At 52.4% G+C, this 16,713-nt stretch carries 14 protein-coding genes; 1 reads left to right on the forward strand and 13 read right to left on the reverse strand.

Annotated features, from left to right (window positions below; genetic code table 11):
* The first annotated feature begins 99 nt into the window (after positions 1-99).
* Positions 100-399: a hypothetical protein gene (locus BLQ88_RS07850; protein WP_143016809.1), complete on the forward strand. Its 300-nt coding sequence runs from the start codon at positions 100-102 to the stop codon at positions 397-399.
* 150 nt (positions 400-549) lie between these two features.
* On the opposite strand, the gene BLQ88_RS07855 is transcribed toward BLQ88_RS07850, so the two are convergent.
* The 13 genes from BLQ88_RS07855 to BLQ88_RS07920 form a co-directional block, all read right to left on the reverse strand.
* Positions 550-1,425 (reverse strand): caspase family protein, encoded by an 876-nt coding sequence (locus BLQ88_RS07855; RefSeq protein WP_090148213.1) that lies wholly within the window; start codon positions 1,423-1,425, stop codon positions 550-552.
* A gap of 41 nt (positions 1,426-1,466) precedes the next feature.
* Positions 1,467-3,410, reverse strand: a complete 1,944-nt coding sequence (locus tag BLQ88_RS07860; RefSeq protein ID WP_090148215.1) for a serine/threonine-protein kinase — start codon at positions 3,408-3,410, stop codon at positions 1,467-1,469.
* 53 nt (positions 3,411-3,463) lie between these two features.
* A complete protein-coding gene (locus BLQ88_RS07865; RefSeq protein ID WP_090148216.1) occupies positions 3,464-4,507 on the reverse strand; it encodes a PP2C family protein-serine/threonine phosphatase in 1,044 nt (347 codons plus the stop codon).
* Between the two features lie 7 nt (positions 4,508-4,514).
* On the reverse strand, positions 4,515-5,090 hold the full coding sequence (locus BLQ88_RS07870) for an FHA domain-containing protein (RefSeq protein WP_090148218.1): 576 nt from the start codon (positions 5,088-5,090) through the stop codon (positions 4,515-4,517).
* A gap of 24 nt (positions 5,091-5,114) precedes the next feature.
* On the reverse strand, positions 5,115-5,867 hold the full coding sequence (locus tag BLQ88_RS07875) for a hypothetical protein (protein ID WP_090148219.1): 753 nt from the start codon (positions 5,865-5,867) through the stop codon (positions 5,115-5,117).
* 90 nt (positions 5,868-5,957) lie between these two features.
* Positions 5,958-6,527 (reverse strand): FHA domain-containing protein, encoded by a 570-nt coding sequence (locus tag BLQ88_RS07880; protein WP_090148221.1) that lies wholly within the window; start codon positions 6,525-6,527, stop codon positions 5,958-5,960.
* 24 nt (positions 6,528-6,551) lie between these two features.
* Positions 6,552-7,265 carry a hypothetical protein gene (locus BLQ88_RS07885; RefSeq protein WP_090148223.1) on the reverse strand — a complete coding sequence of 238 codons (714 nt, stop codon included), beginning with the start codon at positions 7,263-7,265 and terminating at the stop codon, positions 6,552-6,554.
* A 4-nt stretch (positions 7,266-7,269) separates the two neighbouring features.
* Positions 7,270-7,836, reverse strand: a complete 567-nt coding sequence (locus BLQ88_RS07890; RefSeq protein ID WP_090148224.1) for an RNA polymerase sigma factor — start codon at positions 7,834-7,836, stop codon at positions 7,270-7,272.
* Between the two features lie 541 nt (positions 7,837-8,377).
* Positions 8,378-10,588 carry a TonB-dependent receptor family protein gene (locus BLQ88_RS07900; RefSeq protein WP_090148227.1) on the reverse strand — a complete coding sequence of 737 codons (2,211 nt, stop codon included), beginning with the start codon at positions 10,586-10,588 and terminating at the stop codon, positions 8,378-8,380.
* 49 nt (positions 10,589-10,637) lie between these two features.
* Positions 10,638-11,780: a DUF3179 domain-containing (seleno)protein gene (locus BLQ88_RS07905; RefSeq protein WP_090148229.1), complete on the reverse strand. Its 1,143-nt coding sequence runs from the start codon at positions 11,778-11,780 to the stop codon at positions 10,638-10,640.
* Between the two features lie 159 nt (positions 11,781-11,939).
* A complete protein-coding gene (locus BLQ88_RS07910) occupies positions 11,940-13,157 on the reverse strand; it encodes an MFS transporter (RefSeq protein ID WP_090148230.1) in 1,218 nt (405 codons plus the stop codon).
* A gap of 6 nt (positions 13,158-13,163) precedes the next feature.
* Positions 13,164-15,947 carry a TonB-dependent receptor gene (locus tag BLQ88_RS07915; protein ID WP_090148232.1) on the reverse strand — a complete coding sequence of 928 codons (2,784 nt, stop codon included), beginning with the start codon at positions 15,945-15,947 and terminating at the stop codon, positions 13,164-13,166.
* A 34-nt stretch (positions 15,948-15,981) separates the two neighbouring features.
* On the reverse strand, positions 15,982-16,557 hold the full coding sequence (locus tag BLQ88_RS07920) for a carboxymuconolactone decarboxylase family protein (RefSeq protein ID WP_090148234.1): 576 nt from the start codon (positions 16,555-16,557) through the stop codon (positions 15,982-15,984).
* Positions 16,558-16,713 lie beyond the last annotated feature (156 nt).

The following is a 16,713-nucleotide window of genomic DNA, read 5'->3' on the forward strand; positions in this document are numbered from 1 at the left end:
TTCAGGTATACCTCATGCAATTGCCCGTAGCTACGCGCCGGATTTGCGCGGCTGGCGATTCCGGGCGTGTTTGTGTCCAAAAATTGGAACAGGCATTCCGTGACTTTTATTTTCAATCCGCTGCATGCCTATTTTGGTGATAAAGAGGTGATCACGCAGCGGATGGATACAATTCGTGGATATCTGACGGTGAAAGGCCGGGACGCATTGGAATCGTATGTCCAGCCGCAGCAATGGAACATTCGCGCAGGGATATTGTTTCGCTCGCCCGACGTATTTAATAACCGGTTGCAGTTCGCATGGATGACGCTCATTCCGGTGTCCAATTTATCTTTGAGAGGGTTTAAAAGCGTAAGATCGCCCAATATGCAGGTGTCGCTGAGGTTTTTAGTTAAATAAATGGCGCGAACCGTAATGGCGCGAACGTCTACGTTCGCGTTTACTATTCGTAGGCCTCTGGCCGGTCGTGCATGTGTGACCGGCCAGAGGCCTGCGAATAGCGCACGCGAAGCAGGAGCTTCGCGCTAGCGTCTGCGCTAGCAACCAACATTACGCCGCCCCTTTCAGCTTCGCCACCGGCATATCCGGGTCGTATTTCCCGAAAATCACCGGGATCTGACCCTTATCATCCGGGCCGTGTTTAGGAAGCGACGCCAGATGCAAATACAGGTAATCGAATGCTTCCTTGATCGTCACCAGGTCGTCTTTGTTCTTGTCGGCTTCACCTTGCAGGCCGTCTACCAGGAATTTTGTGAAGTAACCATGACCAATGCTCACATTCTCGCTGGAATACTGGTACGACCGCGCGGCCATCAGCACCACCAGACCCGATTCTTCGTCCTCGAACGACCGCACCGACACCGGCTTCACTTCCACCACTTCCCGCGCCCGGTTTTTCATGCTGCCCGACATGCACGCGTCGGCAAAGCATAGTCTTGTTTTCGCGCGGCATTTTCTGAAAATCTCCTTCACTTCCTTGTGTTTCAGGCTGGTATTCATATTGCGCATATCGATGTCGTAACTGGCGAAGAAGCCATTCGCACCGTGGCCGGCAAAGTAAAAGATCACACGGTCATCCGGACCCGATTTTGCAAAAAACGATTCCATTTGGCTGATAATCTGCGCTTTACTGGCCTGATTATCGATCAGCAATGCGATATTTTCCGCCGGTACTGAGCCTCCGGCAGGGCTTCTGAGGAAATCGTAGAAAATTCGGGCATCATCGTCGCAGTACCGCAGGTCGCTAAGCTGGGCCTGGATACCGCTTTGCGGGTCGGAGCCATTGAGGTAGTCGGAGATTCCGACGATGACGGCGTAGGTATTGCCTTCGTTTCCGGAAAAATCCGAGCTTTTCAGCCATTTGTAGCCATAGAATATCCCGGCGGCCGCACCTATGAAAATCAGGATGTTGGTTATATTTTTCATTGTAGTAAAGGTCAAAAATGTTCGATTTGGTTTAGATAATGTTATCGCCGTGCGGCTTGTTTGAAAAGCTCCGTACCCACTTTTTCCCAGAATGTGCCTGCATTGCTTTTGGGTCGTTGCTGTTTGGGTTTGGCTGTGGGTTGAGAGGGCATTGCGGCATGCGCAAATGCCTGGTTTGAGCGGCCCCGGTTAAGGTTGTTCAATGCTTGCTGGGCGTTTCGGTTGCCCTGGTTGGCCGCCAGGCCATAGTAATATTTGGCGCGGGCCTCGTTCACAGGCATTCCGAGGCCCATCTGGTACATTTTACCGAGCTCAAACTGCGAGTAGCTCGAATTGCCCGCTACTGCTTTTTCAAACCAGTTTTTGGCCAGGTTGTAATCTTTGGTAATGCCGTAACCACCTTCTTCATAAATGTATCCCAGGTAGTCGGCAGCGCCCGTAAGCTGCTTTTTATCATAAGCTTCCTTGAAATACTCCGCAGCCGTTTCGAAGTTTTTAAGCGTTCCCTTACCCCAGAAATGGAGGTAGCCCAGATTGTATTTCGCCCATTCAAAATCACCGCCTCTTTCATAGAAATCCATGGCTTTGTCGAAATCCAGCGTCGCACCGCCCCGGCCATTCTGGTAGAAAATACCCAGAATGTTGTTCGTAGTGTCGTCCATTGCAAGCGTACCTGCGTACTTGTCGAGGATTTGGAACATCTGCTGATAAGTGTTCGCAGAATCGGCAGGAAGGATGTTCGAATAGTTTGCAGACTTCGCCCAAGCCAATTCTTTACGGGCAGTAGAGCGCCATAAAAAAAAATACACCAGGCCCATTCCGACCATCACCGCCGCTGCCGCGATCATTCCTTTTTTCGAAAGTATTCTCGGTATTTTAAATGTTGTCTTCTGTTTCAGCCTGCTGTTGCATTGCCCGATCTGGTACCGGGCGTGCATATGGCTGGGGTCGAGCCTCAGGATTTCTTCGTACAGGCCTATCGCGTCGCGCAGGCTTTGCTCTTTTTCAAAACCTGTTTTCGATTCGGCAAGCTGCACAAGGTGGTCGGCGCGGGCGGTCAGTTCTTTGGTATTGGCAAAAGGTTCGTCCATGCGAATCGTGTTCTCGTCGCTGGCGGGTATTCTTTCCTGCGCTTGCGTTGAAGGGGTACCAAGTATTTCCAGCAACTCCTCCGACCGCTGCACACGTTTGGCATTATCGGGCACCAGGCATTTTTTAATAATGGTCCTGAAAGGCTCCGGCACCTGGCTGATCTTGTCCGAAACCTTGCCTTTCACGATCAGCTTGCTCACTTCCAGGTTCCAGCTCTCCTGGCTCATCGACCGCGAAGCATCGAACGGCAGATCGCCTACGAACATTTGATAAGCAATGATCCCTACCGCCCATAAATCCACATTATGCCGGATTTCGCGGTTCTGGATCTGCTCGGGTGCGGCATAGGCGATGGACAACCCGATCGACGAGTTTTCTACCGAGCTCGTATTGGTATCGGCCAGTTTGCTCAGCCCGAAATCGGTCAGTTTAGGCACCCAGCGATCACCCTGGCGGTCCATAAGCACATTCTGCGGCTTCATATCCCGGTGGATGATGTGGTGTTTATGCAAATGCGCCACGCCTTTGAGGATACCTTCGAGAATCTGGTGTTTTTGAGGAATGGTTAATGCATATTTCTTCAAAACGTCGGCCAGGTTGCCTTCCTGGTAAAAAGTAAGCACCGCGAAATCGTAACGGACGGGCATAAACTGGAACCGGTAGCAATTTCCGTAGCGCGCCACATTCTCATGCGAATCGAGCTCGTCGACGATCTGTTTTTCGTAAAGCAAATTGAACTTTTCGTGCTTCACCTCGGCCACTTTAATGGCTACAAACCTTTTCTGCACCGAATCGAAAGCTTTATAAACCGAGCCGAAACCTCCTGCGCCGAGCATTGCCTTCTGGTCCTGGGTATCGAACTCGTATCGTTTCAAAAATTCTTCGTAAGTCATGATCGTAGGGATTTGAAGTTCTTTTGCCCTTTATCGGAGGTCCCGGCGGGAGGTCACCGCATTTTTTTATCTTTTTTTGAATGGCTTTTCTGCTTGCCCGGCTTGGCACTTTTGGAAGGTTTCACCGGATGCAACGCGATCACGGAATCTTTGGTAACGACCACGGGGACAGGCTTGGGTTTCACCGGCTGAGGCTTACGGTGGTGCCAGAAGTACATGCCCGAGGAAAACATCAGCACAGCAAATATGATCCAGACGTTCATGCCGGCAGATTTACTCGCGGGCACCGTTTTGGCATCCACTTTCCGGGTATCGGGTTCGGAAGGCAGCAATTCCACGACAGGTATTTCCACCCAATGGATGGGCACGAGGTAGGCCGTAAAATTATCGTTACTGAACTGCTCGCAAAGCTTCCGCACCCGCTCCATTTTGGCATCGTCGGAGATGCGAGCAGAGAGAATTTCCAGCAATGCATTTTCATCCACACTTTCGAGAATACCATCCGAGCAGAGGAAGAAATAATCCCCTGCGGTGAGGTCGGTAATGTGGTGAATGTCGGCCTGCGTATCGGGGTCGCCGCCTTGCAATGCCCGCATAATCACATTCCTGCGCGGGTGCGTGAGGGCCTGCTCTTCGGTGATCACACCCGCTTTTACGAGGTCGTTCACGTAACTGTGGTCGCGCGTGCACCAGCGCACCTGCCGGTTCCGCACGTGGTACACGCGGCTGTCACCTATATGCGCCACCGTAGCCCCGCGCTCGTGCAGGTGCAGAAGCGTGAGGGTAGTCGCCATTCCCTGCGAGCCGGGATTGTCGCGCCCGTACCGTTCGATCTCCGCCCGGGCAAATGCAATGGCGTTATGAACGGCGGCATCGTCGCTCACGGCAATGCGGTGGCGCTGGTAATATGCCGAAACCGACTGGCAAGCCAGGTCGCTGGCTATTTCCCCCTTTTCGCTGCCTCCTACCCCGTCGCACACCATAAACAGCGTGTCGCCGGTAGTGGCAGCGCCGGGGGGCGGGAAGAGGTTATCTTCATTATTGGCCCGTTTGCCCAGTCCATGGACCGTAACGGGCTGATTTATATGGATTTTCATAAAATCGTCAGAAAAGTACTGTTTTGGCAAAATCAGTATTGGCCACGGTTTCGGCAGCCTTGCGGGCGGTACCGGCAGCAGCAGCGGTTTTCAATGCCACTTTGGTTTTACCCAGCTGCATAATCACCCCGTCCACCAGTTCGACGGTCGTGCCGCGTTTGAGCGGATAGGTATCGATGAATGTAGGGTTGGTACAATCGGGATGCTCTGAAACCCAATATTTGTACACACCTTCCCTGCTTTTCACTATCTCTATCACCAAATGCCGCCGGCTCATGTACCGGTCCTGCGAATGGATCATCACCTCGCACGGCTTGCTCTCCGAAAACCGGCCCACAATCTGCAAGCCGGGTTTTAGGGGAAGCGTTTGCGATTCGGTGAATTCATCGTGGACGATCACCCAGCCTACCTCGGCGGGCTCGAAAACGAGGGTAGCCTCTTCAAATGCCGGGCGTTCCGCCTCAGGCAGTTCAATGCGGATGGGCGACTGGCAGCGGACGCAGGCGATCACCGGGTTCCGCGGCGACAATGCCTTTTCATTAACCCTTAGCCTCGCCTGGCACGATGGACAAACAACGATCATAACGGTGGTGGTTGAATGTGGCTATTATGCGATGTCCTCGGGGTTCACCCATTCTTCCAGCCCGTCGAAATCATTGTCGTAATCCTCCTGGGTGTACACGATGTCGTACGATTCCGTATCCATGCTCACGCTGTCCTCCTCGGCTACGACGGTGTCGGTTGGATTCGTGGTGGTGTCGGTCGCTACCGGTTCTTCGGTAACTTCTTCCACAGCCGGGCCCATTTCGTAATCGTAGCTGATCATGGAGCCTTCGGCGGGCAGTTCGCCGTAACCGAATGCATTATCCAGCCACATATCCTGGAAGATCTCCTTCATTTCCTGCGGCAATGCGGCATATTCATTAGGATGGCAGGTGTGGTACAATTCTCCCTTCCATTCAAAAAGCTGCGCCGGGCCCGCCTTCTCGCGCGACCATGCAAATGCTTCGTTGAAACTCATCTCGTCCGGTGCATTCACAATGCTGAGGTGATCGGGAATGAGGAATACATTGGGCTGACCGGCGGGAATGGAATCTTGAACCGGGTTATTTTCTGTAACTACCGTTTCGGCGGGAACAGCGGTTGTGCTGTCGGATTTCGCTTCGGCATCAGCGGAAGGGATACCCGCCGGTGTAGTTTCATCCTTTTTGGTATCATCCCCCGCATAGGCATCGTACGCGATCGCGCCCGCGCCCGCAGCCATGGCGGCACCAGCTTTGCTTTTTGATTTTTTGGGCGTAGCCGGTGCATCCTGCAACAGTTCGTCTTTTTCTTCGATAATCTGGGTTTGCTCTGACATGGTCGTAAGATTTTAGAAGTTTTCAAATCATTCATTTGAACCTTGATCGGAGCCTCCCCGGGAAGGTCACCGATTTTTTTGAAAAAAATTCTAAAACCATCTCGCTTTGCATTTGGGGCACTTTTTGAGGTGCTCGCAATCGTTCCATGTCAGCCAGTCGTAGTCGCGGAGCGGTTGCTGGCAGGCGGGGCATACCCACAAGCGGCGGATGTCCTCTTTCCATTTCACGCGCCGGTTTTCCAGTCCGTAATGCTTGTTCATCAATAAAATGATCACCCGACCGATATAGGGAATGGCCAGCATTACGTCGATCTTCTTCTGAATGTCGATCATCGCCTGCCGTTCGTCTTCGAGCTTTTGCCAGACCGGCTGCATTTCCCGGAACTCGAATGTGTAGTCGTCGGGCTGCTTGTCGAAACGGAAAATCTTGCTGGCTTCGAAAGGCATTTTGCCGAGCAATATGCTGCTGCGCGGCGTGAACTGCGTTTTCCGGATACGGACGCCGTCCACGAAAGTGCCGTTCGACGAGTCGTTGTCTTCGAGGATACCCGAATGGTCGGGTCCGAGGGTTACCAGGGCGTGGTAGCCGCTCACGCTCGGATGGTCCACTACAATATCATTATCCGGCTTTCGGCCGATGCGTAGTTTCTGCGGACTCATGGTAGAAATGGGGCTATAATGTTCTCAGGGGAGGGGTAATGGCATGATCTCGTCCGTTTTCCGGATGGCGTAACTGCTTTTCCCGATATGGAGGCGATATTGGCGCGTGTCCACATCGTACGCGATGCTGATCTTCTGCTGCTTTTCAGTCAGCTTGTCGGAGTATATTTCAAGAATGTCGTTGAAGCGGTAATGCGAGCGGTATGCTTTGCTTCTGATGATCGTAGCGTCGATCGTCTGCTTGTCTTGTAGTACTGGTTTAAAATCGACGGTTTTCCAGCTTAGCAGCGGCACGCGGAAGACCTCGTTCCGCTCATCCACGCGGATTTCCTGGTTGCCGGTCAAGCCATTATCCGTCTGGTTAATGTTATTCCAAACAGTCCACACACCGATGATCAGGATCGCAACGGAGGCTGCAATAGCCGTGTACGACCAATTGCCCCAATTCAGTTTGCGCTGAATGCCATTTTTCCTTTTGAGCAAATCCTCATTATCCTGCTCTGCATCTTTGCGCGCCGGCGCGGCCTCCATTTCCGAATGAAATGTGGCGAAAAGCTGGCGCAGATCTTCTTTTTCAGCCTGATTGCTGATGAGGTTCCGCACGGCTTCCTGCGCTTCCACTTCCAGGCGGAAGTCGGCGTCGGCAGCCATCTCGCTTTCAAATGCGGCTTTTTCCGCGGGGGTGAGCGTTTCGTCGAGGTAGCGGTCGATGCGCTCGGTTGGGTCTTCGTTTTCCATGGGGCTAGCTGTAATGTTGTTTCAGCACATTTTTTCCCAGAAACCGCGCTTTGTCCATACACTTGTTCTTCTGGCTTTTGGCGGAATTATCGTCCGCAAAACCCAGCTTCGAAGCGATCTGCGTCATCGTCAGCTTTTCGTAATAGAAGGCTTTCAGCAGCGTCATGCATTTTTCACCGATCTGCGTCAGCACTTTTTCGAGTGCGGGCAGATAAGGTGCGCCGTCGTCCTCCTCGATCACCGCCGTTTCCAGGTCGTCGTCGAAGCCCGACTGCATGAATTTGCCTTTCTGCCGCAGCCGGTCGATCCATTTGTAATAACAAACCGAGTATAAATAGGTGGAAAGCCTGCTGCTCAACTGATCCAGCCGACCACCCCTGATCTGCAAAACGACCTCCATCATGCAATCCTGGTACACGTCGCGCGCGTCGTCATCGCTTCCGCTGTTTTTCAGCACCAGGTGCAGGATTTTGCCAAAATTATCCTTGTAAAAAAGCCCCAGGGCCTTTTCGTTGCCGTTTTTAATAGCCTGGATTAATGCAAAATCCGGAGAACCGATTTCTGTAATCATGGGTAGGTCGTGAAGAAGAGGGAAACGTCACTATTAATTTAAAACTATTTTCCCGCTAATCATAACCGGCTGGAAGTGAATGATTGAATGAGTGAATGACTGAATGACTGAATGATTGAATGAGTGAATGACTGAATGAGTGAATGAGTGAATGAGTGAATAGCAAGAATAGCCAGAACGTAGACGTTCGCGCTATTGCTTAAACCATAGTAAATCGCGTAGCGATGTAATATTGGTACGAAACCGAAAAGGTAGGACGTTTTCAAAATCCCGTCAGGGATGTAACAGCAAAGCATTAGCGTGGTCGTTGCATGCCCAAGGGCATTTCTGGACTTGTCAGCAACCATTTTCCTACCAATGTTGCATGCCTAGCGGCATTTTACTTCGAACGATTCTATCATCCAAAATTCACCCCTATTCAAAACTCATTCACACATTCACTCATTCACTCATTCACTCATTCACACATTCACTCATTCAACCATTCACACATTCACACATTCAACCATTCACACATTCACACATTCAACCATCCGCCTCATTAAATCTTGATCCCGAACGAAACGCCCAGGCTCCTTCCATCTGAGCTCCACACGCCCGCGCCGGGATACATGGTAGGTCGTTTGGTGAAGTATTGCTTGTCGGTAATGTTGTTCACGCCGAAACGCAATTTGTAATGCTGCCCCAGGTAAAGCGTGGCATTCACATCGAGCAGGCCGTAACCCGGCACTTTACCGACGGTACCGTTCGCCGAAGGTTCCACGGTGTTCAGCGGGTTGGCGAAGTTGGAGCTCACATAGCTGTACTGAGCAGTTACCGAGAGTTTTTTGTATTGAAATTGAATGCCATTTCTTGAAATCCACGTCGGAACACCCTCTACCCGGTTGCCGGCTACGCTTTTGTTCTCGCCATTCGATACCGCCGTTCCGCGAACGTATTTCGCATCGAAATAGGACGTCGAGGTAAAAAATGAGAGTTCGGTCTGAGGCTCGCCGCCATTATATTGCTTGAATGCCGTGTATTCGAGATATGCTTCCACGCCGCGGGTTTTGCTGTCGCCGGTGGTGGTGCGGTACAGGTATGCGGTGCCGTTTTCGTCCTTCATCGACACTGTGCCCATCCGGTGGTTGATCATCACCTGGAACAGCCCGATGTCGTATTTGAGCACATCGCGGATGTTACCGCTGATGCCCGCTTCGAGATTGTAGCCGTTCGCGTCTTTCAGGTTTTTGTCCACTCTTTCTAGTACCGACCCGGGGATAATGTCCTTGAACACCACCGGACGATAAGCTTGCGAGAAGCCTGCATAAGCACGGCTGTTTTCACCGATCTTATATTGTGAGCTGATCCCGAAGAGGGGGAAGCTGTGTTTGATCATATTCGGCAGGTTCTGCGGATCGTAGTAGGTGATCTTGCCGGTCATGTCGGTACCGCCTTTCTCAATGCGCACGCCAGGCGAGAAGCTGAGGCGCGGGGTGACGAAAATGAGGTTTTCCACGAACACGGCAATGTTATCGGTGGTCATGTACATGTCACGGCCAAACTGCGGGTCGGTCAAAGCGAGATCGAAGTCGCTGCCGGTGGTGCCTTTGCCGAGCTGGCGGCGGCGGAGCTTGTTGTGCATGTATTGAATGCCGCCCGAAACCACGTTACGGAAACCCAGGAAATCATACTGGTGCACGAGGCGCAGCTCCGAAGTGAAGCTTTTGAAATTATCGATATCCACCTGGCGGGCGCGGTAGGCATTGGTCACGCGGCTGATCGTGTCGGGCACATTCGCGAACGCGTCGAACATCACGCTGTTGCGCGCGCCGTACACGCCGGAGGTCGTGAGTTTCACCTGGGTATTCGGATTGACTTTCCAGTCCATCACGATCGACGGCACGTAAATGTCGGGATTGAAATAGTTACGCGAGCGGGTCGATTGGCGCGGGTCTTCTTTGAACATCGCGTCCGTGAGCGGCCCCGGAATTTGATATACATATTCCGAACGCCCCAGCTCCGCCTTAATGCGGAACGCTTTGCTGAATTCGTACATCAAACTCACATACTGCGACTCCGCATCGGATTTCGCATTCTTGCGGTAGCCGTTCGAGTGCCGCTTCTGGTAATAGGCCGAGTAGGTGAGCTTACCCACCTTGCCGCCAATGGCATTATAGGAACTGAAAAGCCCGAAGGAACCAGCAGAATTGATAGTTTCGAATGTAAATGCCTTCGTCGTATCCGGGCTTTTGGTGACATAGTTGATCATCCCCCCGAACTGCGCACCATACTGCAATGAGGACGTTCCGCGTACCAGTTCCACGCGCTGGATGGATTCCATGGCGGGGCTGTAATGACTGGCCGGGTAGCCGTACATATCGGAGTTGGTGATGATGCCGTTTTGCCGGATGTTGTATTCCCACGAGCGGTGCGGGTCGAGGCCACGGGTGGAAATGTTGATCTGGTTGCCGCTGCCGTCCATATCGTAGACAAATACGCCTGGGATTTTGGCGAAGATCTGGCGGCCGGTTTTCTCTGCGATATTGCCGTTCACGCCGTCGATCTGGATCACCTCGCTCTTTTTACCGGCGGTAATGTAGGTATTGTGAACGTCGGGAAGGCGTTCGGTGTGGATAATGTTCTTGCGCTCGCCTACGGTGACTTCGTTAAGGTCTAAAACTTTATCGTAATCCTTCTTTTTCTCGGTTTGTGCGTAAGCAGTTTGGAGAAGTGTGCAGAGAATGAGGGTGATTGTGTGGTGTTGTTTCATTGGTGGTTGTACTTTGCTTATGCCACGAAGGCGCGAATGTTCACGAATTTTAGTATTGGTCGGTGCCGGGGTGGAAGGTGCGCCAGCTGTGCCAGAATTCCTGGTAGGCGTTGATGCGTTTCAAGTCGTTGCCGGTGCCGGTGAGGCGTTTGCCCAGGAGGTTATGGGTGCTGGTTTGGGTAAAAATAGTGTCGTTTCTGAATGTGAATGCTTCATTGATTCCTTTATCGAATGCGAAAAAGCTGTTGTGGTCGGCGCTGAGCACCAAGGCTACCGGCACAGTACCAACCTGGCTGTTGATAATATGCTCTTTTTTGAGCCGGTTCCAGTCGAATGCTTTGGCTGCGCCGCCGGCCTGGATGCCCACTACCCATGATTTGTCTTTCCAGGGTAATGTGTCGGTTTTCGTGAGTGCGGATTTGCCACGGCCCGATTCGTATCGGCTCATGGAGTCGTACGTGGCCCGGTATATCGGGTCGGGCTGCATTACCTTGCTGTCGGGATGTAATTTCAGCCATTGGCTCAATGAAGTCTGCGTGCTGGCGAGCTCCGGGAGCATTTTCCCTTTCAGCGGGCCGGCAATGGCCTCGCCGTTAACCTGCCGCCACCAGCTGCCCGTTTCACTGTCTTCGAACATCGCATTGAAATGGTCCATTCCCACCAACCGGAAGGTCTCCGGTTTGCCTTCGACGGTCGGTTCAAAAACGCGGCCTGTGCGGCATACGGTGCAATACGTAACCATAATGGGCTTCCCGCCGAGCGAATCGCGCACCTGGTGGTGGTAACCGATATACTGGATCGGATACGCCTTCGCTTCGCCGTTCGCTTCCACGCCGATCACCAGGCGATCCATTTCGACCTTGTTGGAAGCCGCATTGTGCTGGATTACCTGCGAGGGCTGATAGAACATCGTATCCGCGGCCATTTCAAAGTTGGTAACATAAGTAATACCCACCGCCAGCAATACCAGTATACCGCCAAGCCATTTCATTTTACCCGAAAAAACAGCAAACCCACCGGCAATGATCATCGCCCAGAACAAGATCCGCAGCGGCCAGCGCCAGGTATGCAGGAAATAGGCAGCATCGATGCTATTCATCTGCTGACTGCCCGGCATCGGCATAATGAAGTAAACCTTCGCTATTTCGTAAAGGATAACACCAATAACGCCAAGGTAAAAGAGCTTTTTCATATGAAAAGGTGCAGCGCACCAAAAGATTTGTAGCTAAGATTGTGACATTACCGGGTCATAATGATGCATCGCATCAAAAGATTTGTAAAGAAATGGGTTCGCCAAGCGGCGAACCCGTTTGCCTAATATATTAACCTATGATAATACGCAAAATTCTGCTCATTTACTTCTGAATGTGACGATTAATGCAATCAGAAAGGGTAATGAGAACACGAGCAATGCATTCCCGAAACCTCCAAGCACCGCCACCAGCGAGCCAATGAAAAACACCGCCGTCGCGGTAAAGAACCGGCCGACGTTAAAACAAAAGCCAGTGGCCGTGCCGCGCACCGCAAACGGAAACAGCTCGGGTATGTAGCTCGACAATGCCCCCTGGCTGATCCCGAAACAGAATGCAAGCAGCGCCGTTTCGATGTAAATAATGCTTGTAAATGTGCGGTTGGTGATAAACAGCACGCCGCACATCACCACGCAGGTAGCGAATGTGGCCATCAAGGTGTTTTTCTTGCCAAACCGGTTCATTAAAATACCCGAAAACACGCCGCCGGTAATGCCGCCCATTCCGAGCAGGATCATCAGCAGGCCCCGCTCCTTCTGGCCGTCCTGCCCGCTCGCGAGCAGCGACTGCGCCCACGTAGGAAGCCAGGAGAATATGCCCCAGAGCCCGATCAGCACCGCACCAAAAATCAACGAGCCGCGGATCACATTAGGCCGGTTTTGAGCGTCAAAAATACTTCCATGACCGGCTTTGACTTCCCTGACGCCCTTCCACCGATCCGATTCCGGCAAAAGCAGGAAGATCAGCAATGCAGCCAGCACCGGAATAACGCCAATGCCAAATCCCGTGCGCCAGTTGGAAAAAAGCAGGTTCAAACTGCCTGTTGTGACAATGCCGATCGGAAAGCAGACCGCCAGCACGCCCAGGATTACGGCACGGCTGCGATCTTCCCAAATCTCCGAAATGTATACCGTGGTGATCAACAACACGCCGCCTACGCCCATTCCGGCGGTGAAACGGATCGCGAGCAATGAGTACCAATCGGGAACGATGGTGACGAGGCAGGTTGAAATGCCGTACAATGCCGTCACGAGCGTCAACGATTTTTTCCGGCCGATCCGGTCGCTTACCACGCCGAACAGCAGCCCGCCACACATCCAGCCGTAGAGGTAAACCGCATTTACATAAGCCCCTATTTCGCCGAGCTCCGCCTCGCTCACCGCCGCGCCTTTCAGCTCGGGAATGGCGACCGGCAGATACACCGACATTAGCGTCGATACCGTTCCGCTGAGCGCGTACGCTACGACGCATAGGCCGAACGCAAGCCATTTCTGGCTGACGCTGATCGGTTCTGCACGGGTGATTTCCAATGTTTCCATAGCTGATTAGCGGAATAGTTCGTCAAAGTTCAGACTCACATAATACAGCCCGCCCACAGCCGGTGAGCCGTAAGCCTGCACGATGTATTTGTTGGTAATATTGGAACCGCCCAGTTTCACCACCGTTTTCAGGCTGGGAATGCGGTAGCTCACCTGCGCATCGAGCAAATTGTAGGCATTCACACGGCCAGGGCGCATTTCGGTGAATGTGCCGTACCAGTCGAAAGCCTCCTGCCAGTGCCACGCCACATTGAACCCGAGGCGGTCGGTGAGGCGTGCATTGCCGAACATCACATTGGTTTTCCATTTCGGGGTATTGAATGCGGGAATGTTGTTCGGATCGGCATCGCCCATGTTGAAATCGATCCAGGTCGCATTGGCTGATACTTTGTAGTTTTTAGGTAAAGAGTAGGTCAAACCGGCGCTTACACCCTGGATCGACACTTCGTCTTTGGCATTGGTATACAACTGATACAACTGCCGTCCGGCACCCAGCAGCTCCATGGCGGCCATCTGGTTCACGGAGCCGTCGGCGGCCAGGATGTTCGAAGGCGCAGCAGCTACCACGGTATTGATCATGAAATCCGTGTAATGGCTGTAATAGTAGTTAATATCAAAAAGCAATCTCTTCGCGATCAGCCCTTTATAACCCACTTCATAGCTTTTAACCTTCTCCGATTTGATGTAAGGCACACTGGACTTCACGAGTTTGTCCTTGTTATTGGCCACGGCTTGCGGAAAGGGGACGCCATTTTGCACATCCGCGCCAAATGCCGCCGCAAATTGCGAGAACGACGCGATCGTTACCGAATTGGTATAGGCATTCATCCCTTCCGAATTGACGGGAGCGCCGCCGAGAATGATGATCGGGCCTACATTCAGCTTAATGTACTGATCGCCGATCGTCGGGTTGCGGAAACCTGTCTGGTAGGAAGCGCGGAAATGGTGGTTTTCGTTGGGTGAAAAAACAGCGGACGCGCGCGGTGTGAAACGACCATCGAAATTCTCATTTTTATCATAACGGCCCGACACCGTGAGTTTCAGCTTGTCTTTCCAGAACGATTTCGAAGCTTGTGCAAACACGCCATACTCTTCGTTCGTCAGGTTTTTGTCCTTATCGTCAAAAAGCGTCCCGCCGGTGTTGAGGAAATACTTCCGGTAGTTACCTCCCACCTGGAAATTGATCACTTTCAGCAGCGAACTGAAATCGTACATGCCTTCGATGTGGTTCAGGCTGCATTGGCTGAGAATGCCGGCGCCCGCCAGTCCGCGTGTTTTGATCAGCTGATCCTTGGCTGTATTGAATGCGTCCGAACCGGGCGCAATGCGGCCCTCGTCCGCGAATGCGCGTGCAGCCGTGTGGTTTTGCTGCGTCACACCACCCACCTCACCGGTATAAGCCGCCGCATACCTTGCAAACCACGTTGAATCGGCCTTGTTGGGCGCCACGGTGTTGCCGGCAAGGTCTTTCACCCAGGTACGGTTGATCTGCTGGCCCAATGCACGGGTGTTGTACGAATTGGTAGAATACTCGTGATTCGTATAAGCACGGACGTAAAAGTTGCTCCCGCGAAGTTCCAAACGGTGCTGTACGAATTTGAAATCATTGATCACAAACCGGTTCGAACCCGTGTATTGGGCCGTACCCTGGTTGTAATTGCCCTGGTAAATGGCTTCCAGCTTGTCGGTAATGCGGTAATGCAGCGCGCCGCTCAGTTTCAGGCTGTAAACGCCGTAAGTAGCCAGGTCTTTTTCCTCGTAACCCGTGCGCGATACGCGGCCGATGTTCGGCAATGCCTGCGCCACCTCGTCGCCGTAGATGTTCAGCGCATTGCGGCCGGGATTGTTCGGGCCGCGGTTTTCCGGGTTGGTGTTCGGATCGATGTCCGTGTAATCATTGGCGTACCAGTCCGTGCCTTTCAGGTACGACGCATTGACTTTGAATGCAAGTTTGTTGTTGAAGGCTTTCGCATATCGGATCGCCAGGTCGTAGAGCGGTTTCGCGCCAAGGTCGGTACCATCGCCGATGTGGTTGATGCCGAACTTGGTCTGGGCGCTCAGTCCCTGGTATTCAAAAGGATTTTTGGTGCGTGTATTAAGCATTCCGTTGAATGCAATCGGGCCGTACAATGCGGATGCCGCGCCCGGGATCAGTTCAGCGCTCTCGACGTCGATATCATGCGGACCGAACAGGTTACCCATCGCAAAACCCAGGCCCGAAGGCTGGTTATCAACGCCATCCACCAGTTGCAAAAAGCGGCTGTTACCCGTGGTATTGAACCCTCGGGTGTTGATTTGTTTGTAGGTTAAACTACTCGTCACCATATCGAGCGATTTCAGGTTTACTAAACCATCATAAAAATTGGCCGAAGGCGTCTGCTGGATAGCCCGGGAATCCATTTTCTCGATGCTCACCGGTGACCGCAGGATATTTTCTTCCACGCGGGAAGCGGTAACCACCACCTGGTTGAGCTCCTCGATAGCCGGTACCAGATTGATCCGCAAGCTCTCCGAAGATGCCACTTCCTTTTCCTGCCGCGCATAGCCCATAAGTGAGATGAGCAGCGTCGCGGGGGTATTGGTTTTTAATTCAAAATAACCCTCAGCATTGGTAATGGTGCCGGTGTTCCTGCCTTTGACGGAAACCGAAACACCCGAAACAGGCTTTTGCGAGTCATTATCAAAGATATGCCCCGAAATTTTAGTCGCCTGCGCGACTGCATTCTGTGCCACGCCCGTCGCGAAACACAGGTTGATGATGAGGAAGAGGATGGGTAAAAGTTTTTTCATAGGTTAGGTTAAAATAGAAGTTCGATCTATTAGGTCAGGAAGGTTGTGCTTGCTTTTTCAAATGGTCGTAGCCGTTAGGTAACCGGTTGTAACCGTATTGCACTAAACGTTGGCCGAGACCGGTGTAAAACTGGGGATCGGCAGGCGCCACAGTGGCCATGCCGTCGACATAGCGGTTATAGAGGCAAAAAAGCCCGGCGATCAGCACCGTGTCGTGGATTTCGGTATGCGTAGCGCCCTGTGCCTTTGCATTGGCTATCGATTCGGCGGTTACCGCTTTTCCGCCTTGCTGCACCTGTTTCGCGAGTTTCAGCAATGCTTTCATCTTGTCGCTCACCGGCGCGGCATCGATATCCTGCTTCATCACCTCGCAGGTTTCATTTTCACCTAGCAGCAAATCGGCCGCGGCTGTGTGCGCAGCGGTACAAAAACGGCACTCATTTTGATGCGACACGATCGTCGCGATCAGCTCGCGCTCGGCAGGCGACAGCGAATTCTCGCCCCGCAAAATGAACTGCGTCAGCTGGCGTATAGGCTCGGCCGTTACGCGGCTGTATTCCAGCAAACCGGTAATGCCGGGCAGATGCTCCGGTAAAGCGATATGTGGCATAGGAAGTTGTTCTGTAATGTGTAACGATAGGCGTTTTTGTCAGGAAATGGTCAGTAAGTTGTCATGTAGTTGTCAGGGATTGTCAGAGCAATGACTCCTAATAACAACCCTTGCCTACAAGTGACTAAACTTGACTACAAATGACAAAACTTGACC

It is taken from the genome of Dyadobacter soli (assembly GCF_900101885.1).
GTDB lineage: Bacteria > Bacteroidota > Bacteroidia > Cytophagales > Spirosomataceae > Dyadobacter > Dyadobacter soli.

Bases quoted from the DNA above. Each gene is read 5' to 3' on its own strand.
- BLQ88_RS07855 (WP_090148213.1), bottom strand. From the start codon at position 1,425: ATGAAAAATATAACCAACATCCTGATTTTCATAGGTGCGGCCGCCGGG.
- BLQ88_RS07860 (WP_090148215.1), bottom strand. From the start codon at position 3,410: ATGACTTACGAAGAATTTTTGAAACGATACGAGTTCGATACCCAGGAC.
- BLQ88_RS07865 (WP_090148216.1), bottom strand. From the start codon at position 4,507: ATGAAAATCCATATAAATCAGCCCGTTACGGTCCATGGACTGGGCAAA.
- BLQ88_RS07870 (WP_090148218.1), bottom strand. From the start codon at position 5,090: ATGATCGTTGTTTGTCCATCGTGCCAGGCGAGGCTAAGGGTTAATGAA.
- BLQ88_RS07875 (WP_090148219.1), bottom strand. From the start codon at position 5,867: ATGTCAGAGCAAACCCAGATTATCGAAGAAAAAGACGAACTGTTGCAG.
- BLQ88_RS07880 (WP_090148221.1), bottom strand. From the start codon at position 6,527: ATGAGTCCGCAGAAACTACGCATCGGCCGAAAGCCGGATAATGATATT.
- BLQ88_RS07885 (WP_090148223.1), bottom strand. From the start codon at position 7,265: ATGGAAAACGAAGACCCAACCGAGCGCATCGACCGCTACCTCGACGAA.
- BLQ88_RS07890 (WP_090148224.1), bottom strand. From the start codon at position 7,836: ATGATTACAGAAATCGGTTCTCCGGATTTTGCATTAATCCAGGCTATT.
- BLQ88_RS07900 (WP_090148227.1), bottom strand. From the start codon at position 10,588: ATGAAACAACACCACACAATCACCCTCATTCTCTGCACACTTCTCCAA.
- BLQ88_RS07905 (WP_090148229.1), bottom strand. From the start codon at position 11,780: ATGAAAAAGCTCTTTTACCTTGGCGTTATTGGTGTTATCCTTTACGAA.
- BLQ88_RS07910 (WP_090148230.1), bottom strand. From the start codon at position 13,157: ATGGAAACATTGGAAATCACCCGTGCAGAACCGATCAGCGTCAGCCAG.
- BLQ88_RS07915 (WP_090148232.1), bottom strand. From the start codon at position 15,947: ATGAAAAAACTTTTACCCATCCTCTTCCTCATCATCAACCTGTGTTTC.
- BLQ88_RS07920 (WP_090148234.1), bottom strand. From the start codon at position 16,557: ATGCCACATATCGCTTTACCGGAGCATCTGCCCGGCATTACCGGTTTG.